Source organism: Paenibacillus sp. LjRoot153 (genome assembly GCF_964253085.1).
Classification (GTDB): domain Bacteria; phylum Bacillota; class Bacilli; order Paenibacillales; family NBRC-103111; genus Paenibacillus_E.
In genome coordinates this window covers 5,507,675-5,529,174 of the sequence record NZ_CAXUQH020000001.1, presented here as the reverse complement: position 1 = coordinate 5,529,174, position 21,500 = coordinate 5,507,675, and the positions used below count along the sequence as shown (strand labels likewise).

Below are 21,500 nucleotides of genomic sequence, written 5' to 3'. Positions count from 1 at the left end.
TGGAGCAGCTTTTTTTTTTATTTATTAAATGGGAGGGATATGGAATGTTAAATCCGGATGATTATTTAGAACAGTTATACAGCGATTTGAATAAAACGTCTAGTCATGCTCGAATACAACCATGGAGAGATCGAAAAGAGGATGTGCGGACAAAACTGCTTGCAAGTTTGGGGGATTTCCCCAGAGGGTCAAGTGAATTGAACCCTGTTGTAGGCGAGAGGATCGATAAAGGGGATCATTATTTAGAGCGTGTCATCTACACAACAGATGTAACCCTTCAGATAGCTGCCTTCGTGCTGATTCCGAAAGGGCTCACGGGCAGGGCTCCAGCCGTAATTGCTTGGCACGGACACGGATATGGGAGCAGGGAAATTGTCGGATTACGGCCAGACGGAACCACGGATGAAGATCCTCCCGGCATTCATCAACATTTTGCACTGAATCTTGTAAGAAGAGGGATGATTGTCATAGCGCCGGAAATCATTGGGTTTGGTGATCGTAGGCTGACGGTTGACAAGGGGAAGGATCCTAAGAGAAACAGTTCCTGTGTAGCGCTAACATCTCGCTTGCTGCTTTATGGTAAAACCTTAGCCGGGCTGAGGATTTATGAAGCAATAAGATCGGTAGATTATGCATTAACCCGTACGGATATTGATCCTCATCGGATCGGATGTATGGGTTTTTCTGGAGGCGGCCTGATAGCTTCGCTTTCTTCCGCTTTGGACGAACGCATTCAGGCTACTGTTATTTGTGCGTTTACAAGCACGTTTAGCGGAAGCTTATTAGCCATGAATCATTGCATTGACAATTACATGCCTTCGATTCTTCCTTTTGCGGAGCTTCCGGAACTTATTGGATTGATCGCACCGAGGGCACTATTTATCGAATCAGGCATGGAGGACCCGCTATTCCCAGTTGCTTCCGTTCAGGAAGCTGTGGTCAAACTTAAGGAGATTTATCATTCCGAAGGATTCGCTCCGAATTTAGAAGTTGATCTTTTTCCTGGGAAACATGAAGTATCTGGGAGACTGTCCTACGATTGGTTAGCCGCGCAGTTGAAAGCATGATTCACCTATAGAGTAAGCCATCATCACCTATAAGTGAAAAAGTTGATGGATGTATAATGAACTGAAACCGTTATCATCGGGATGATTGAAACAGACTATAGGAGGTGCCACAATGGGGCGCATTCTTTTGAATCACGTAGAAAAACGTTATGGCAAAGATGGCGGATATGCAGTTAAAGATTTCCATTTGGAAATACACGACGGAGAATTTCTTGTCATGGTAGGTCCGTCTGGCTGCGGGAAATCAACAACACTCAGGATGATTGCTGGCTTAGAGGATATCACATCAGGAGAACTTTATATCGGAGACCAGCTGGTCAATGATTTGCCGCCGAAGGATCGGGATATTGCAATGGTATTTCAAAATTACGCCTTATACCCGAACATGAGCGTGTACGAAAATATCGCATTCGGTTTACGCTTGCGAAAGATGCCCAAACATGAGATCGACCAAGCGGTCAAAAAATCATCAAGAATACTGGAAATTGAGCCGTTTCTCGATAGGAAGCCTAAGCAGCTCTCTGGCGGTCAGCGTCAACGCGTAGCTTTAGGCAGAGCCATTGTCCGTGATCCCCAGGTTTTTTTAATGGATGAGCCTCTATCAAATTTGGATGCAAAACTGAGAGTTCAAATGAGAACAGAGATCATTAAGCTTCATAAACAGCTCGGCGTAACAATGGTTTACGTGACGCATGATCAAGTAGAAGCAATGACCATGGGACATCGCATCGTTGTCATGAAAGACGGCGTTATTCAGCAGGTAGATACACCTCAACAGATTTACAATAATCCGAGAAATATGTTCGTCGCTGGATTTATCGGTACGCCGCCGATCAATCTAATTGAAGGGAAAATTATAGAAGGTGCGAACGGCAAATTAGAGTTTCATACCAATCGATATTATTTGGAAATCCCCTCACAGCAGTCGAGTATTTTAAAACAGAAAAACAAATTAAATAGATCCGTTTTTTTAGGAATTCGATGTGAGAATATTCATGTAAATCATACATCGACAGATGCTGGCCAGCATGCACAAATTAGCGGGGTACAAAAGATTAATGAATTGATGGGGGCAGATATGTATCTGTATATGGACATTGGTGCGCCTAATCTCCTAATCGTTCGAACTCGTGCCGATCACAATTTCGAAGAAAATGAGAAGCTTGTTCTATCTCTTGATATGCAGAAAGTACTATTTTTCGATAAAGATTCAAAGGAAAATCTGATGTATTAAATAGACAGCGGAGGGATGAAGTTGAAGGTTTTTTTTCGAGCCCGGGTATGGATTTCAACGATGCTGGCGCTCTTCTGTATGCTCAGTCAAACGCTTCCCAGTTTAGCGGATACAAGTCTTTCATTGGGAACAGAATCAAAGACAACGAATATTGAAGAGCAAACGAATTCATCCAAGCAGCTGGACCCTTCTTATTCAGAGAAGTTGGAACAGTGGAAGAAGGAGGGCGCTTCGATCGATCATAATGGGGAATTGACTATCTCCGGGTCGAAACTCGTCAACCAGTCAGCTAACGCTAATATTTCTACAGGGACCTATAATGGAAAAAATGACGTTTTAATCTGGAGCGCCTCAAGGGATGAATGGATTGAATATGAGGTGGATGTGGCGCAAGGCGGATTGTATACCATTGACATGACCTATAATCCTTTCGTTGGTACGAAATATCGAAAGCCGATTGCGCTGAATCTGACCGTTGATGGTTCAAGTCCATATTTGGAATCGAAATCAGTAGAGTTATACAGACATTGGAAGGATAAGTTTCCGATTCGTCAAGACGACAAAGGCGATGAGATTCGTCCATCGGCGGATGACAAATCCGGCTGGTTATCTTGGGAACTTCGCGATTTGTCAGGCGGATATGTGGATCCGCTGACTTGGTATTTGAAACCAGGTAAGCACAGAATCCGGTTGGCAGGCAGCGATCCATTTGCGCTCGAATCCATAACGTTAAAAGCGCCGCATCAAACAGCCGACTATAAAACTGTGAAAGGCGAATGGCCAACAGGTACGCCTCCAGTAAAGTCGGACCCGATCGCGATTGAAGCAGAACAGATGCAATGGAAGAACGATTCATCTATTTCACTGGCATATGATAACGATATTGCGACAACACCCAGTGTACGCGGACATATTACTTACAATGTAATAGACGGTGCACGGTGGTCTTCGAATAATCAAGAGATAAGTTGGAACTTTGACGTTCCGGAATCCGGATACTACAAAATTGCAATGCGCGCTGAACAGTCTTTTGTATCTAACCGCTCGTCATTCCGGCAGATCATGATAAACGGCAAAGTGCCGTTTGCTGAACTGAAAGCATATCGATTTATGTACGCATCCGGCTGGAAAAGCATTACATTGTCCGATGAGCAGAACACGCCATACGAATTTTACTTGGAAAAAGGAAGTAATACGATTTCCATGCGTACCACTTGGGCTCCATTGAGTTCGATTTCATCAAGTTTGGATCATACCATCGGTGAATTGTCTAAGTTATCTGCTGATCTAAGAACATTAACAGGCGGTGTTGACGACAAAAACCGTACATGGGATTTCAAGCAAGACCTTCCCACTTTTATCGAACAACTACAAGGTGTACATGATGATTTGAACGGGGTACGTGAACGGATGGCAGCTATCAATGGTCGTGCGGATGCCATAACGCAAGCACTTGTCACCGTGCAGAAGGATATGGAAGACTTGCTGAAAAATCCGGATGAAATTCCCTATAATGCAAGCATTCTGAACAGGCTGCAAGGCAGGGTGGCTGAACAAATCAAACAGCTTACCTATCAACCCCTTCAGTTGGATCGCATATATGTCGTGCCCGCTGAACAGCCTCTCCCGAAGATGTTACCGACTTTGTATGAAAAATGGGAAGGTGCTATTATCAATTTCATCGATTCCTTTAAATCAAAAAGAAAAACAAATAAGGATGAGATGGTGCTTGACGTCTGGATGCTGCGAGGAAGAGATTACGTTAACATGCTGCAAGGATTGGCAGATGAAATGTTTACCCCCAAAACTGGCATTAAAGTTAGGGTCAATCTGCTAAAAGATGAGAAGCTGCTTGTTATGATGAATGCAGCAGGAATTGCGCCTGACGTTGCGCTAGGCTTGCAGCAGTCAATTCCGTTCGATTACGCGATTCGGGGCGGCGTCTATAATCTGAAGCAATTTCCGGATTTCGATGAGTATGCTAAGCAATTTTCTCCAGGTACGTGGCCAGCTTTTTATTATAATGGCGGTTATTACGCGGTGCCGGAAACTCAAGAGTTCCGGGTCATGTACTATCGGAAAGATATTTTACAAAGACTAGACTTGAAAGTACCTGACACATGGGACGATCTTTACAAGATGCTCCCTGTACTGCAGCAGAACGGAATGAACTTCACGCCGGTTAACGACCACGGTATATTCCTGCAGATGCATGGGTTAGAGTACTATTTGCAAGATGGGTCGAAGACGGGACTAACTTCGGAGAAAAGCTTCAATGCGTTCAAACAATGGACCGAACTACAAAACAAATATGCCATTGACCAACAGATGGATAGCTTTTACCAGCACTTTAGAGAAGGATCGTATCCCCTCGGTATAGCTGATTTAAATACGTATTTGCAACTAAATGTAGCAGCTCCTGAACTGAATGGTTTGTGGGGAGTAGCTCCGGTTCCCGGTGAACGTCAGGAGGATGGAACGGTAGCTCGCTGGATGGGCGGAAACATGTACTCTTCGATGATTATGAAAAACGCTAAACATCCGAACGAAAGCTGGGAGTTTTTGAAATGGTGGACTTCGGCGGACGTACAGAGCAGGTTCGGTACTGATTTGGAAACACTCAACGGTGTTACATTTCGATGGTTTACTTCCAATATGGAAGCGTTCACGCAGCTTCCGTGGAAGGAAGATGATCTGCAATCGATTTTGGAACAGTGGAGATGGTACAGGGAAGTTCCGAACGTGCCAGGCGGCAGCTATTTAATGGAGCGCGAAATGAAAAATGCATGGAACCGAACTGTGATTGACGGGATGAACTACAGGACTTCGCTTGAACTGTCTGCGAAAGAATTGGACCGCGAAGTTCAACGTAAATTACAAGAATTCAATTTTGTTGACCAAAATGGAAAAATGGTACGTTCATTGGACTTGCCAGTTATTACAAAGCCGTGGGAAGGGGTGGATAAGTATGTTAAAAAGTGAGCCGATTACGCTTCCTAAATCGTATGCGTCCACAAAACGAGTGAAGAAAAGAGATCGTACCCTGCTGCAAACAATTTGGTCATACCGTGTATCCTATTTGTTTATAGCGCCATTTATGATCTGTTTCATTCTTTTTATCTTCCTTCCAGTGCTTTCTGCGATCGTACTCAGTTTTACGTATTACAATTCCATTGAACCTCCCCGATTCGTCGGATGGGACAATTTCCGTTACATGGTGTCGCAGGATTTGATTCTGCTTAAATACGCGCTGCCTAATACCATAACATTTGCATTACTTGTAGGACCGGGTGGATATATGGCCGCTTTCTTATTAGCGTGGTTGATTTCGATCTTACCCGGCATCTATCGTAAATGGTTTACGCTCGCCATGTATACGCCTTCCTTGGCGGGCACGATTGCAATTGGTATTATTTGGGTCCCCATGTTATCCAGTGATCGAATAGGGTATTTAAATAGTGTTCTACTGAAATTCGGGATCATCCCCGAACCGATCTTGTGGGCTACAAGTAAAGAACATTTGATGATCTCAATGGTCTTTGTCACGTTGTGGAAAAGTATGGGAATCGGCTTCTTAGCTATGCTGGCCGGTATTCTGAATGTCAATCCGGAGCTTTACGAAGCAGGTAGGATAGATGGCATTCGAAGCAGGCTGGAAGAAATCTGGTACATTACCATCCCTTCCACGAAGCCCCAAATGTTGTTCGGAGCTGTTATGGCAATTGTCGGCGCGATTCAATCCGGAGAAATAGGTCAGACGCTTTCGGGGATGAATCCAACGCCGCAATATTCGGGTCATGTTCTCTTGACACACATGCATGACTATGGATACACCCGTTTTGAGCTCGGTTACTCGACGGCGTTATCCGTACTTCTCCTTATTTTTATTTACTTTGCCAATAAGCTATGTGAGAGGCTGTTTGGCACGAAGGAGGGCGAGTAAATGAACGTCGCTGGAACTCTTCGAAAATTCAATTCATGGCGTCAGCGCAAACGGCTGCGCAGATTCAGTCCCATGGAAAAAATATCGATTTTTATTCTTATATTGATGAGTATTTTTTTACTGCTGCCTCTGATCTATATATTTAATCATGCTTTTAAACCCTATGAGGAATTGTTCATTTATCCGCCGAATATCTTCGTGAGGCATCCTACTATTCAAAGCTTTTTAGAATTAGCATCAATCACGAAGGGGACGGCGGTCCCGATCACGCGGTACTTATTTAACAGTGTAATTGCCACAACACTAGGCGTTGTAGCCATCGTAATTGCAAGTGCAATGTGCGCGTATCCGATATCCAAGCATAAGTTTCCAGGACACAAGTTTATATTCGCGACGATTCTGTTAACCCTGCTGTTCGTTCCTGAAACAGTTTCGATCCCGAGATATTTGATCATCAGCCAATTGGGCATATTTAATACCTATTGGGCGCATGTTCTTCCGCTTGTAGCGGTACCGACAGGTGTCTTTCTAATGAAGCAGTTCATTGATCAACTTCCGGATGAATTACTCGATTCCGCTAGGATGGATGGAGCCAAAGAGTTTACACTTTTTTTAAGAATTGTCATTCCTGTCGTTATGCCTGCGATCATGACGGTTAGTATCATTGCATTTAACTCGACATGGCTTAGCACAGAAGCATCGGAAAATTTTATTCAAGATGAGGAATTGAAAACATTTCAGTTCTATGTACAAACCTTAACTTCCGGCTTGGCGAATAGTGTGTCAAGGCAAGGTGCTGCTGCAGCTGCTGCAATGATTCTGTTTCTGCCGAACTTCATCATGTTTTTAACCTTCCAAAGTAAGGTCATTGCGACAATGGCGCATTCCGGCATCAAGTAAGTAACATAACGGATGAGGGGGATAACGTAACGATGGGCTTTCAACATAATGAGCAAGTCGTAGAGAAATGGGGACGGTTTGAGTTAACGTTACAAGGACCGTCGGATGGAAATCCATTCAAAGAGGTTCAGTTAACCGCCCGATTTCAATACAAAAACTACATTGTTCAACCAGATGGCTTTTACGATGGAAACGGTACGTACCGGATCCGCTTCATGCCTGACAGAGTCGGTGTCTGGACTTATGTTACGCACTGCAATCACAGTGATCTTGATGGTCAACACGGCGAATTCGTGTGTGTGGAGGCTTCACGTGAAAACCATGGACCTGTAAGGGTAAAGGATCAGTATGTGTTCGCTTATGAGGACGGTAAGCCGTATATGCCGTTCGGCACTACTTGCTATCACTGGACCCATCACGGAGATGAGCGGCTTGAGGAGCTTACACTCGAATCCTTGAAAGAATCTCCGTTTAATAAAGTACGGATGTGTCTTTTGCCAACGAGAGATATGAAAGCACCTCTTCGATTGGTTTTCGATGGTTCGTGTCCGGAAGATGTGGATAAAACGCGGTTTAATCCTGATTTTTTCAACCATTTTGAAAAGCGGATCGCCGATTTGATGGATCTCGGCATAGAAGCTGATCTGGTCTTATTTCATCCTTATGATAAAGGGTTTTGGGGCGTCGATAACATGGACGCAGTATCCGATACTTTTTACTTACGCTACGTGATCGCGCGACTCTCCTCTTTTCGAAATGTATGGTGGTCGCTTTGCAATGAGTACGATTTTAACACATTCAAAACGGTTGAGGACTGGGATCGACTGATCCAATTCGTACAGCATCATGACCCCTATCAACATCTACGTTCGATCCATAACGGAACGAAGATGTACAAATCCTCCTGGGTGTACGATTTTTCAAAACCCTGGATCACGCATCAAAGCATACAGCACTGGGATGCAGAGCTTACGACAAGCTGGCGGGAAGCAAACGCAAAACCGGTCGTCATTGACGAAATATCTTATGAAGGAAACAGCTCCAGACGTTGGGGAAATATTTCAGGTGAGGAAATGACCCACCGGTTTTGGGAAGCCATGTCTCGAGGCGGGTTTGTCGGGCATGGGGAATCGTTTATCGACAAGGAGACAAGGGCCTGGATTTCTTCCGGGGGAAAATTGTATGGAGAGAGTACAAAGAGAATCGCTTTTTTGCGTAAATTGATGGAGGAAGGTCCTTCAGATTGGATAAAAGCTTGGCAGCGAGGAGATTATGGGCTTCAATATTTCGGCCATCATCAACATGCTTATACCTACGTTGAGCTTTCGGACAATGCCTCCTACCGTCTAGAGATCATCGATACTTGGGACATGACCATAACGCCGGTTAAAGGCACGTTTTGCGGACGAACCAAGGTTGACCTCCCCGGAAAACCTAATCTTGCATTGCGAATTTGGAAGCTTTGAACCATGAATGGGAAGGAGGAGGTCTCTCTGAAAGTAATCAAAGAAGTGGAGCGTTGGGGTGTGTTTGAATTGACGCTCGAAGGTCCCACCCATGGAAACCCGTTCACAGACATACGTCTCTGCGCCGTTTTTAAGAAAGAACTAACCTATGCGGAAGCTGAAGGATTTTACGACGGTCACGGGAACTATCGGATCCGGTTTATGCCTGAAGAAGAAGGTGTGTGGACGTATTCAACGTCAAGCAATTGTTCGATTCTGGATGGGATAACAGGAGAGTTCGCGTGTACCATGCCAACATCAGGAAAACACGGACCGGTTCGGGTGAATGGTGCTGTTCATTTTCAATACGCGGATGGAAAGCGATTCACTCCGATTGGCACAACTTCTTATGGGTGGCATATGCAAAGCGAGGAGCTTCAGGAGCAAACGCTGCTTACGCTGCAGCATTCGCCATTTAACAAAATCCGCATGAGCGTGTTTCCGAAAAACGATGAGTTTCGTGATGCAGAGCCAAATAACTACCCGTTTGAAGGTACGCCAGAACGAGGATTCGATTATAGCCGTCTTCGTCCGGAATATTTTTCTCATTTGGAGAAAAGGGTGAAGGATTTAGCTGAAATCGGCGTACAAGCGGAGCTCATTTTGTGGCATCCATATGACAATGGCCGTTGGGGCTTCGATGAAATGTCTCCGGATGAGGATGACCGTTATCTGCGATATGTCATCGCACGGCTTGGGGCACAACACAATGTGTGGTGGTCACTCGCTAATGACTATGATTTCATGACACATAAAAATAATGAGAATTGGAAGCACCTATTTCGACTTGTTCAGGAATGCGATTATGGAAGACATTTACGCTCCATTCATAATGGTCGAGTTTGCTACGATTTTGGCGTCCCGTGGGTGACTCATGCAAGTATCAAATCCACGGACGTAAGAGTTGCATCGGAATGCACCAAACAATTCGGAAAGCCGGTTATCATCGATGAATGTGGATTTGAAGGAAATCTGGATACAAGTTGGGGCAGTTTGACGCCTGAAGAGTTAGTTTGCCGAATGTGGGAAGGGAATTGTCGTGGAGGCTATGTGACACACGGAGAAACGTATTTGAATGCGGAGCATGTACTCTGGCTGTCTCATGGAGGGGAACTACAAGGACGAAGTGTTCGAAGAATCGAGTTTATGCGCGAAATACTAGAAAAAGCACCTCCTCATATGACATACAGCAGCGATCGACTTGATGCTGCAACGTTGGAGGTGAGGGGTGAATATTATTTACAGTACTTTGGCCCACATCGATTTGCATATCGCGAATTTTCACTGCCGGATGGTAAATATGAAGTAGATCTGATCGATACATGGAACATGACCATCACACCTCTTAGCGGGACATTTGAAGGTCGATTCCGAATCGATTTGCCTGCAAAGCTTTATTACGCGCTGCGTATTCGCAAGATGACCGAATCGTCTTATAAATAGCTTCATAAGGGAGAGATGTCATTGGAAAAATTTCGGAAATCAACGGGTGCTTCAAAGCTATGGTATGAAAAACCGGCAAAAACATGGAATGATGCATTGCCTATTGGAAATGGGCGTCTGGGTGCGATGGTATTCGGGAAAGTGAATCAAGAACGGCTGCAGCTGAACGAAGACTCCGTTTGGTACGGCGGACCGGTTAACGGAGATAATCCTGACGGTCGAAAATATTTTCCGGAAGTACGCCGTTTGTTATTAAAAGGGAAACAAATAGAAGCAGAAGAACTGGCACAAATGGGACTCATGTCCAATCCCAAGTCCTTGCGTCCGTATCAGCCGTTAGGTGATTTGCACTTCTATCACGACGGGGAGAAAAAGATGATTTCCAATTATTATAGGGATCTGGACATTGAGCAGGGTATCGCCCATGTAAACTATTGTCTAAACGATGTTTTACATGAAAGGGAATTGTTCAGCAGTGCGGTCGATCAGGTGTTGGTGCTCAGGATCACCTGCAATCGACCTGCAACCTTGAATCTCCGAATGCATTTGAGTCGCAGACCTTTTGACGAAGGTACGCATAGAATCGACAACGATACTTTGGTGATGAGTGGTGAAAGCGGGAAAAACGGAGTGACATACTGCACGGCAGTGAAAGCCGTACCGGAAGGCGGAACGGTGGAAGTAATCGGTGATTTCCTCACTGTTCAACAGGCGGAAGCTGTTACCATTTATCTTTCGGCAGCAACAACCTTCCGTCATGAGGACCCACAAGCCGAGTGTATTCAACAGTTGGTTCATGCGGCAAGTAAGGGATACGAACGGGTCAAACAGGATCACATTTCGGATCATACTTCCAAATTTGGTCGTCTAAAGCTGGAGTTAGGACGTCCTAAAGATGCAAGTGAAATCGAAGTACTGCCAACTGATGTCAGACTTCAACGATACAAAGACGGTGGCGAAGATCCGGGGCTTATTTCTCTGTTTTTCCAATATGGCCGTTATTTGCTTATGGCTAGTTCCCGCCCAGGTTCAAATCCTGCGAATTTACAGGGCATATGGAATGAAAGTTTTACACCGCCATGGGAATCAAAATACACAATCAATATTAACACGGAGATGAATTACTGGCCTGCGGAAGTTTGTAATTTGTCCGAATGCCATGAGCCGTTGTTTGATTTGATCGATCGTATGCGGCCACATGGTAGAAAAACAGCGCAGAAGGTATACGGTTGTAATGGATTCGTCGCTCACCATAATACCGATATGTGGGGATCCACGCAAATTGAAGGGAATCATATTCCAGGTTCCATTTGGCCAATGGGTGCCGCTTGGTTATCCCTGCATCTCTGGGAGCATTACCGGTTCGGCTTGGATGAACAATTTCTTCGTGAACGGGCGTATCCGGTGATGAAGGAAGCGGCTGAATTCTTCCTGGACTATTTATTTGAAGACGAAAAGGGGCGTCTCGTTACCGGGCCTTCCACTTCTCCTGAAAATAAATTTATCGGTCCTGACGGAAGCGTAGGATGTCTGAGTATAGGTCCTTCGATGGATACCCAAATCATCTATACATTGCTCAGTTCGTGTGTGGAAGCTGCGGGCATACTTGAAACGGACGAGACGATTCGGCAGAAATGGGAACTTACGCTACGCAAGCTGCCGCAGCCGCAAATCGGCAAGCACGGACAGCTGCAGGAGTGGGTGGAGGATTGGAATGAAGTTCATCCAGGTCATCGCCACATATCTCATTTATTCGCGCTCCATCCAGGAGAAATCATTCATCCAAGGCATACGCCGGAGTGGGCGCAAGCGGCCAAACGGACACTGGAGCGCCGGTTGGAGAATGGGGGCGGACAAACAGGATGGAGCCGAGCTTGGATCATTAATTTTTTTGCTCGTTTGGAGGATGGGGAACAATCCTATGAGCATCTTCGCTTACTGCTTTCACTCTCGACACTGCCGAATTTATTTGACAATCATCCGCCGTTTCAGATTGATGGGAATTTCGGTGCTACAGCGGGAATTGCCGAGATGCTCCTGCAATCGCACCGTGGGGAGATTGCGCTGCTACCGTCATTGCCAAAGGCTTGGCAGCGCGGTAGAATCAGTGGTTTTCGCGCCCGTGGCGGCTTCGAGATTGAGATGGAGTGGGAGGATGGCGAACTAACCCACTGCGTCATTAAAGCGACGAAAAACCAATTATGCACAGTAACGTGCAGACGTCCGCAATCGGCTCTTATTGTGGAAACGGATGGAAAACCGGTTGAAACCATTACCTCGGAGTTTCTAACAAAGTTTAATGCGGTTGCAGGGAAGACATACTTGCTGATTGCGGAGAAGCAAAGCAAAGCGCAAATAGGGAAATTGGTTCGTCATTCATGATTTTAAACGCAGTTGCACAGTTGAGGTTCCATCCAATTATTAAAATGAGTAGACCACCTTACGCATAGCGTTCGGTGGTTTTTTCCTGCCTACACCTGCGCCACTGTGTTATTTATCATGGAATCATAGGATGATATTTGGCGAGCAAACGATCCTATCGATGTGGTTGAATGCTCCCTAAAAAAAGCATGAACAGCCTATAAATGTTTTTTCGTTGTGATGTAATGTAGTAATTAAGAGGTGATACCATGGAATTCATTAGACCAGAGGATTATTTGCCAAGAAAGCAGCATATTCCGGACTTGAAGAAATACGGAATCGGCTTGATCGGCTGCGGTACCATAGCGAATACAGCGCATTTGCCCGCCTATCGTAAATATGGCTTGCATATTGCGGCTGTCTGCGACGTCAATGAGGAAGCGGCTCGCATGACGGCGCAAAAATTTGATATTCCGTATTGGACGACTGATGTTAATGAATTATTGCAAAATGATGAAGTTGGTCTCATAGATTTAGCGATCCATCCAGAACCAAGACTTGAAGTGCTGAAACTGATCGGCAAGGCTCCTCGGCCTGTGCTATGCCAAAAGCCATTAGCCCTGAATTTAGAGCACGCACAAGTGCTTAGTCAAGAAGTAAACCGACTTGGTATCGTACTAGGCGTGAACCAGCAGGCTCGTTGGGCTCCGGCTCACAAAGCGCTGAAAATGGTTCTTGAGCAGGATCTCATCGGTGAAGTATACAGCATTCACCATGAAATGCGTTCGTTTCAAGATCAAGCCGGTAAGTGGTGGACGAAAATGAAAAATTTCAATATTGTCGATCACGGTGTCCACTATGTGGATTTATGCCGATATTTCAACCCTAACCCGGAAGAAGAGTGGTCTCGGGTACACTGCACAACAGCTCAATTGAAGCAGCAAAACGCGATTGACCCGCTGATCTATTCAGCTAATGTCGAGTTTGGTCCAAAAGGGGGACGAAACCCACTCATGGCTTCGCTGCTTTTTAACAATATTGCCAAAGCAAACCGTTCTCATAGCAACACATGGTGGATTGACGGGACGGAAGGGAGCCTTTGGTGTACGCAAGAAACGCTCTATATGGCGCTAAATAAGCACAAAAATGTTGTGCATGAGATTAAGCTGAAAGGAACCTGGTTCCCGGACGCCTTTGCAGGCTCCATGCTTGCATTCATGACTGCCATAGAGGAAGGTAAGCGTCCACCGGTTACTCCGGAAGATAACTTACAAACGGTTGCTATGACAACATCCATGGTTATTTCCAGTCAAGAAGGCTGTGTAGTGGAAAGAAGTGACGTGTTGAAAGGAAGCGATGGATCATGAACAAACTCGGTTTTATGAGTTATATATACCTAGGCTGGAGCGCGGAAGCAATCGCCGAAGACGCTTGCAAACATGGGTTTACTTATGTACAAATCGATCCCAAGCAGGCTATGCAGGTTATGGATGATGAACCATTTTCACTGAGACGTGCTGAAAAAATTCGAGCTATCTTTGAGAAAAAAGGAATTTCCATCGTAGGGTTGTCGGGATATACCAATCTACTGAATCCAAACCTTCAGAAACGGGAAGCTAAGCAAAAACAGCTTGAGAAGATGATCGACCTATGTTCGGCTTATGGAACACGGTATATTGCGACGGAAACGGGAAGTCTTCACCCTACGAATGCTTGGCGTGATTTTGAAGGTAATCGGACACCTGAAGCCTGGGATGAGCTGCTGAAAATTATTGACCTTTTACGGAATAGGGCAGTGAAGAAAGATGCTGTCTTACTCATCGAAGGATTTGCGCTTAATGTGCTGGCGAGTCCTGAGCAGGGTGTCCGATTGATGGAACAGCTCGGGACCGAAGGGTTGGCGCTCATTATGGATCCTTTCAATTATTTGACGCAAGAAGATTTGAGCCGACAGGAAGCGGCTATGTCGAATATTTTTGACTGCATTGCTCCCTATTCTCCGATTGCACATGCCAAAGACACGCTTTACCATGAAGGCGTATTTACGACTCCTCGGGTAGGGACGGGGCAAGCGGACTGGCATGTGTATGCAGCGTTGCTTGCCACTCGATTGCCGGATGTCCCGTTGATTCTGGAGCATGCAAAGCCAGAAGAAGTAGCGGAATGTTTGGATATAATCCGCAAATCCTTTGAGAGCGCAGTTAGGACGTGAAGAATGTCTATGACGCATAAACCGAAATTAGGAATACAGGGTCCTGTTGTTGCATGGCAGGATTCGTGGGCAGGAGATGCTTCTGAGCATATAATGAGGACTGGAACGGGGAGTGTCTGTCCGTCTCAAGATCCAAAGCCTGAGCCTGATCAATTTCTTCAAGCCCTAAAAGAGCTAGATGCGGACTTTTATGTTCATCATGTGATTCCAGAAATGAAAGGGTATTCAGAACTCTTGACGGATATCGCGGAGGCGGGATTAGACATCTGCCTCGGCAATGAATACGGAAATATAAACGGGCCCTGGACGGAAGGAACGAACCGGTACGACCTGCCCGATAAGGAGATTGTGCAGGCTGCAAGTTCGGGACGGTGTATCGGGCTCCTATATGATGAACCTGAGCATTTACAAATAAACGCCGGACAATATCGGCATGACGGCTGGTTTCCACATTGGGGCAGCACGGATGACAGGAATTTGGGAGAGTCGCGCGCCAAGGTTGAGCGGTCGGTTCAGTCACATGTCCAGCATGTACAGAACGTCTTAGAGCAAGGCGGAGCATCCCGCACATCCATGCCGTTGATAGCGGAGCATGTATTTCCAACTATGTTTCATACGTTTGCCAGAGCGGGGATGGACATTTGCCCTAAGATCATGAAGGAATCGTTTCAATCCTTGCAGCTGTCCACCGCGTTGGGAGCGGCTAAACAATATGGCAGAGCGCTATGGATATGTGCTGATTTGTGGGGGCCGGATACGGGAGAGTGGTTCACCCGTTTTCAAGGATTCCCTGGCCATTCTCCGCAGGAATTCGCGTCAGCATTAAGGTTGGGCTACTTGATGGGACCCTCCCATATGTTCGTTGAAAATATCGATGTCTTGATGAGACATAGCCATTTGGGTTTTGAAACAACCGAATTCGGTGATGTATGGAAAGAGTTCGTTCATAAATTCATACCTGTACATACATTGTCTTGGCACCATTCACAAGTAAATCCGGATATCGTAATCATTCATTCAGATGACAGCAATTACGGTCAAAACGAAAGATTGTTCGGCAATCGGACACTCACTGATTTGGGCGGTTCCCAGAGCGTGTTTCACATCTGGCATTTACTAAGCCGAGGAGCAATACCTGCTCACGGCAGCTGCATGCATATCCCAGGCTACGACTTTCCGAGACACGAATTGAAAAGTAAAGTAGCATACGAACAATTTCCATTAGAACAAGGGTATGTTTCCAGCGATGGAAGCAGGGTTCATCCGTTATTTTATCCTGTTCGAAATGTGATTGTCTTTGACGAACAAGTGAGCGCAGAGCAGCTGGGAAGTCCGAAGTTGATTATGGTGGGAGGCTCGTCTCTCTCCATCGAAACATTGCTGGCGGTAGTCAAAAGAGCTGAAAATGGAGGCGTCGTTGTGATCGCCGAATGGCTTTTGCCATCTGATTGTCCGGCAGAACTAAGAAAGAGCGGGAAAATGGGCTTCGGAACATGGAACGTCACGAACAATTTTTTAGATGAACGCATACAAGAGATCGTTGAACCCTTTTTGGGTGAAGAACGCTGCTGGATACAGCGCTTTGGAACGACGGAAGTAAGAATGTATCCTAAGGACAAGAATGGGTACACACTCGATTTTGAAATCGCAGCTGTATGAGTTGAATCTAAGCGGTATGGGTTCCGCAGAAGGGGAGATAAGTTTGGAGCCAATCAAACATCAGGATCCGTTTGCGGAGATTGCGTTCCGCGAACATCCCGGAAATAAAGACGGATTGCGGGAGATTCCTCCCGTGGCTTATGAGAAAAAATATTTCACGCCGGGTACGGAAAAAGCGAAGAACGTTGATGTTCTCTCCTATGAGGAACAAATCGCGAATTTCAATGAGGGTTTGAAGCTGCTGCGTGAGAAGTACAGCCCTTTTATGAGAAATTTGGCTCCATCCTCCACAATGAAACGCAAACGGCAATTATGTAAGGAATTTCAATTTCGGTATCAAGCAACGGAGGATACTAATTTTACGAATGTGCTGGAAGGGACTGGGGATTGGGAAAATGTGATGGTTCCTGATTTCCGCGGGCCGACGGGTGAAAACGGTAAATGGACGGGTTTTTACCGCAGTGAGTTTTCCTATTCAGCCGTTCCTGAAGGGAAGAGAGTCTACCTTGTATTCAAAGGGGTTGACTATAAAGCGACCGTATATCTCAATCATAAGTGTATAGGCAGCCATGAGGGGCTCTTTGCACCTTTTGAATTCGACGTGACGGACTTGTTGCAGGACCTTAACACTCTGGTGGTTGAAGTGGTAAACGACTATCCGATGATGGGGGTAGGCGGCACGAAGCTGGACGGAGATAAAATGTATGCAGCAACTGGGCCCGGATGGGATGATTCATCCAGCGGATGGAGCCATTGTCCGTCAGGTGCCGGTATATATAACTCTGTGTATTTGGAAGAGCGGTCAATGCTATTTATTCAGGACATTTTTGTTCGGCCGAACATCGATGACAGCTTTGTGGAAGTATGGATTGATGTCGTTAATACGACGAATAAGCTTAATGAAAACTTCGAATTGATTCTTGAGATCATACCCAAAAATTTTATCGGTGAAGGATTAGGGCCGATCTCTTTTCAAGCTGCTTACGCAGGTCCGGGTCTTAATTACTACCGCTACAAGGTAGATTTTCCGTCATTCTGGATGTGGGAACCGGAAACACCATTTTTATATATGGCTCGAGTACAAATAAAGAACAGTACAGAATGCTTGGATACCCAAGACCGTACCTTCGGGATGCGCAAATTTCATATGGACGAAACGGACACACCAAAAGGAACGTTGTATCTCAATAACCAACCGATTATTTTGAGAGGCGCCAATGAAATGGGGCACTTACAGCAATGTGTCATGAACAACGATTTCGAACAGCTTATGAATGATATTTTGATCGCAAAGTATGCTCATTTGAACTTTTACCGCATTACACAGCGTCCTGTTCAGGAAGAAATATATGACTATTTCGATATGCTTGGCATGATGCATCAATGTGATCTTCCAACGTTTGGATTTATCCGCCGCAATCAATTTGTGGAGGGGGTCCGACAAGCAGCGGAAATGGAGAGACTGATCCGCAGTCACCCATCGTCGGTCATGGTTTCATTGATTAATGAACCTTCCCGAACGGAGAAAAGGCGTAAAGGCCACCGTCATTTGCACCGGAACGAACTGGAAGCATTTTTCGTTGCCGCTAGACAGGCAATTTTCATTGAAAATCCGGATCGTGTAGTCAAGAACGCGGACGGGGATTACAATCCTCCCACCCATGAAGGACTGCCCGATTTTCATTGTTATAACATGTGGTATACGAATAATACGATATCTGTCGGTAAAATGTATAAAGGTTTCCTTCCTTCGATTCGGACGGGATGGAAAGCCGGATGTGGAGAATATGGCACGGAAGGGTTAGATCATGTCCAATTAATGATGAACCGTTACCCGAGAGAATGGCTTCCCTCCTCAGAGAAGGAGCATTGGCTGCCAAATAAAATCACTGGAGCTCAAACCTATGGTCTGCATGGGGATTGGTTTGCTGAACAGTCTACGATGCAAGAATGGGTGGATGCGAGTCAGAAGCACCAATGTCTGGCAACGAAGCTGATGACAGACGCATGGCGAAGAAGGGCCGATTTGGTGGTTTCAACCGCCATTCATCTGCTCATTGACGCATGGCCTGCAGGCTGGATGAAAGCCCTCGTTGGTGTCGATCGTATTCCAAAACCAGCCTACTTCACCTATAAGGAATGTTTGGAACCGGTACGGATCCATCTAAGGTGCGACCGTTGGAAGGTGTATGAAGGGGAAACGCTGGAAATCGAAGCCTGGTTATTGAATGATACAGCGAAAGATTATGACCGGTGCCGGTTCATTGCTACGCTTCGGGACGATATGCGGGATTACGGCAATTACGAAATGACAGGCTCTGTGCCTATGGCGATTTCCAAGTATGCAGGAACAATAAGTTTTTCAGTACCTTCGGTACCAGATCGGAAGAACTTGTTTTTGGACGTCGTATTGCTGGATGAAAACGGGGAATTAATCAATCAGGAAAGATTTACCTTTGAGGCGTTTGCAAAACCGAAAAATCCGAATTCGCAGCAGATTGCTTATCTAGATGCCGAATCCGAACTGATTTGCTCCCTGCTAAACATAGAAGGCAAATCGTATGTCGGAGATACACAGCAAGAGGGTTCGCTTATTGTTTCTTCCAAAGCAGCATTTCATCGTCACCAGGCATCCATCCTTGAGAAGGTCCGACATGGAGCCACTGCCGTTTTGCTGCTGCGCGGTCCGGACAGTGAACCTTGGGAGATTGAAAACACGCAAGTTCGAACACATAAATTACGCGGATTGTACACGTTAGCCGTTCAAACCGAGAATCCGCATTTGCAGTGGATGAAAGTGGACGATTTCTCTTATTTTTATCATTTGACGAACGACAGGATCGATGGACTAACTAACTGTTATTTGCAAGGAGAAGGTTTCGATCCAATTGCTTTCGCCTATGAGTCTCATGGTGAACCGAACGGCAAACAAAAGCTGCCCGTAATTGGAGTGAAATCGCTTGGTAAAGGGCATATTTACTTTGTTTGTTTGCCGCTTACAGGTAGAGTCGGTTTCAACCCTACACTGGATCGATTCTTGATTTCCATATTAAACGAGAGAGGAGGGGACGACACATGTATACCATTGTTAGCCGAGATAAGCACAAACGGGCAGCCATAAAGGGTACGCCTAAAGGCATTCAGCTTATTTTGCAAAATAAAGGTGAACAGTCCCCTCATTTCTCTGGATATTTGAATGAGATGCTAAGCTTTTCTACTGGAAGACCGTGGCGTTCAGATTTTGTAGGGTTAGTGGGTGTACAAATCACTGCCGGACCCGACTTGATTCGGTTTCGCGGAACATTGAAAGCGTTAACTTTCACGATGGAGTTAGCCTTCGATGAGCATCATTTATTGAAAATGAATGTGACTTGGGAAAATCAGACGCATGTGATCCTGCGTGATGTCGCGATAGGACTTCAATTCACACTGCCAAAGATGAGCAATGAAATGATGACAATTCCTCATATCATTTACAACAACAATCCTTCAGCAGATCCGAGCCGAGTTGTTCCACGACTTGGATTAGGTAAGGATAAAGGTTTGATATGCGAGGAACATCGATTACCGATCCCTTGTGTGAATGTGGCGTGGAATGAAGCTGCAGAAGCTCGCTTTTTCTCTTTATTTTCGGTACCTACGTACAAGGAAACAGGGGATGGAGTTGTGCACTACGGTTCACTTGGAGCGATTCAAGAGGAACAGAGAACGCTTCTGGCTGCCATGAGCGGTGTTCTGATGTTTAATGGTGAGAAAGACATGAATTATGTCGGTAAAAACAAAACGGCACCTTACCACGGCGGTTATTTGGACTTCATTTCCGGGTTTTCATTAACGAAAGAATACGCGCTTGATTGGGGATCTGTCGCTCATCCTGGTCATGGTTTCCGCGAAATTGTTCGCAAAGGCTTGGAGCTGTATGCGCCAAAAGGGGCAAATCCGCACTCGATCGAAGAGATAATCCAGCTGAAGAAGAATGCTATGGACGATAGATGGAGGACAAATACACTTGGTGCCGCGGGTTATGTAAAATTTACGGATTCGAATGAGTTCGGTAACGTCTCCAAACGTCCGCTGCACTATATGTACGGGTGGACAGGACAATGCTTGAAGCTGGCATGGTGCGACGCCAAGATAGGGTTCATGCACAAAGAGGAAGACCGAATCTCACGTTGTGAGCAGGCCACCCATTTTTATTTGCGCGGAAGCCGGACTGAGATTCCCGGAATAAGACACAGTTCATACCGACTAGGAGATGGGCAATGGGATGACTTCAACTGGAATAAGCAGACTGTCGTCTCCAGCCGAGCTCTCGGGGAAAGCATAGCCGATTTGGCGGAAATCATCCTTCTGTTCCGGGAAATGGGCAGGGAAGTGCCGGATTCCTGGGTGGAGGCTCTTGAAGAATCGAGTGATTTCTTCCTTACCGCCGCCCTGCCGTCAGGTATTTATCCGGCAGCCTGGCTGCCCGATGGCCATTCGGCGGAAGACACGGTTACAGCAGCAGGGCTGCCTTGCCTGATTGCTGTCGTGAAGGCTTACCGGGTTACAGGTAAAATCAAGTATTTGAATGCAGCTGAAGAGATGATGCAGCGTTATTACGAGCAGCACGTCATGACATTTGAACGACCATTTGCTCGTTCTACGCTTGATGCGAGCTGCGAGGATAAGGAAGCTGGCATGTACTTCTTTCTGGCCGCTTATGAATTGTATGTCATAACCAATCATGAGCGTTACTGTGAATGGGCCGAAATATCGGCGGATTGGCTGCTTACTTTTGTTTATATGTGGAACCCGGTGTTTGATCGGGGATCACAGTTCAGGAACATGGAATTTACTGCCACAGGCTGGCCTGGAGTAAGTGTACAAAATCATCATCTTGACGTTTTTTTTCCTACCTTCGAATTTTGGCATTTCGGTCAGTTAACCGGGAAAACGAAATATGAGCAATTAGGACGAATGGTGTTCAATGCAATCGGACAGGGAATATGTACGAAGCCAGGAGAATGGAATTTTACCATTGTTGGTGAACAAGGAGAAGGGTTTTTCCAAACCTACTGGCATCATAGGGGACATAGCAACAAATGGAACCCATCCTGGGTGACTGCGCTTGTCCTGCACAATGGCTTGCGGTTCCAAGATGTGGGGCAATGATAAGGAAGAATGGGGGACAATC

13 protein-coding genes are annotated in these 21,500 nt (G+C 45.8%); all 13 read left to right on the top strand.

Going from position 1 to position 21,500, the window contains the following annotated elements:
• Window positions 1-44 precede the first annotated feature (44 nt).
• The 13 genes from ACSQ8P_RS23895 (at window position 45) to ACSQ8P_RS23835 (ending at window position 21,478) form a co-directional block, all read left to right on the top strand.
• Complete coding sequence (locus ACSQ8P_RS23895; protein ID WP_436237472.1) at window positions 45-1,067, top strand: dienelactone hydrolase family protein; 1,023 nt, start codon at window positions 45-47, stop codon at window positions 1,065-1,067.
• A gap of 112 nt (window positions 1,068-1,179) precedes the next feature.
• Window positions 1,180-2,301, top strand: coding sequence for an ABC transporter ATP-binding protein (locus ACSQ8P_RS23890; RefSeq protein ID WP_436237471.1), 1,122 nt, complete (start codon window positions 1,180-1,182; stop codon window positions 2,299-2,301).
• Window positions 2,302-2,316: 15 nt separating this feature from the next.
• Window positions 2,317-5,283, top strand: coding sequence for an extracellular solute-binding protein (locus ACSQ8P_RS23885; protein ID WP_436237470.1), 2,967 nt, complete (start codon window positions 2,317-2,319; stop codon window positions 5,281-5,283).
• Window positions 5,270-6,244 carry a carbohydrate ABC transporter permease gene (locus ACSQ8P_RS23880; RefSeq protein ID WP_436237469.1) on the top strand — a complete coding sequence of 325 codons (975 nt, stop codon included), beginning with the start codon at window positions 5,270-5,272 and terminating at the stop codon, window positions 6,242-6,244. The genes ACSQ8P_RS23885 and ACSQ8P_RS23880 overlap by 14 nt, the downstream gene beginning before the upstream one ends.
• Entirely contained in the window at window positions 6,245-7,144 is a 900-nt protein-coding gene (locus tag ACSQ8P_RS23875) for a carbohydrate ABC transporter permease (RefSeq protein WP_436237468.1), read from the top strand.
• Between the two features lie 32 nt (window positions 7,145-7,176).
• Complete coding sequence (locus ACSQ8P_RS23870) at window positions 7,177-8,610, top strand: DUF5060 domain-containing protein (protein WP_436237467.1); 1,434 nt, start codon at window positions 7,177-7,179, stop codon at window positions 8,608-8,610.
• A 3-nt stretch (window positions 8,611-8,613) separates the two neighbouring features.
• Complete coding sequence (locus tag ACSQ8P_RS23865) at window positions 8,614-10,092, top strand: DUF5605 domain-containing protein (RefSeq protein ID WP_436237466.1); 1,479 nt, start codon at window positions 8,614-8,616, stop codon at window positions 10,090-10,092.
• A gap of 15 nt (window positions 10,093-10,107) precedes the next feature.
• Window positions 10,108-12,474, top strand: coding sequence for a glycoside hydrolase family 95 protein (locus ACSQ8P_RS23860; RefSeq protein WP_436237465.1), 2,367 nt, complete (start codon window positions 10,108-10,110; stop codon window positions 12,472-12,474).
• Between the two features lie 248 nt (window positions 12,475-12,722).
• A complete protein-coding gene (locus ACSQ8P_RS23855; protein ID WP_436237464.1) occupies window positions 12,723-13,820 on the top strand; it encodes a Gfo/Idh/MocA family protein in 1,098 nt (365 codons plus the stop codon).
• Window positions 13,817-14,665: a sugar phosphate isomerase/epimerase family protein gene (locus ACSQ8P_RS23850; RefSeq protein ID WP_436237463.1), complete on the top strand. Its 849-nt coding sequence runs from the start codon at window positions 13,817-13,819 to the stop codon at window positions 14,663-14,665. The genes ACSQ8P_RS23855 and ACSQ8P_RS23850 overlap by 4 nt, the downstream gene beginning before the upstream one ends.
• A 9-nt stretch (window positions 14,666-14,674) precedes the next feature.
• On the top strand, window positions 14,675-16,324 hold the full coding sequence (locus ACSQ8P_RS23845; RefSeq protein WP_436237462.1) for a hypothetical protein: 1,650 nt from the start codon (window positions 14,675-14,677) through the stop codon (window positions 16,322-16,324).
• Window positions 16,287-19,445: a glycosyl hydrolase 2 galactose-binding domain-containing protein gene (locus ACSQ8P_RS23840; RefSeq protein WP_436237461.1), complete on the top strand. Its 3,159-nt coding sequence runs from the start codon at window positions 16,287-16,289 to the stop codon at window positions 19,443-19,445. The genes ACSQ8P_RS23845 and ACSQ8P_RS23840 overlap by 38 nt, the downstream gene beginning before the upstream one ends.
• The gene (locus ACSQ8P_RS23835; RefSeq protein ID WP_436237460.1) at window positions 19,400-21,478 is read left to right on the top strand and encodes a hypothetical protein; all 2,079 of its coding nucleotides are present in this window, start codon (window positions 19,400-19,402) and stop codon (window positions 21,476-21,478) included. Before ACSQ8P_RS23840 ends, ACSQ8P_RS23835 begins: the two co-directional genes overlap by 46 nt.
• The last annotated feature ends 22 nt before the right edge of the window (window positions 21,479-21,500 follow it).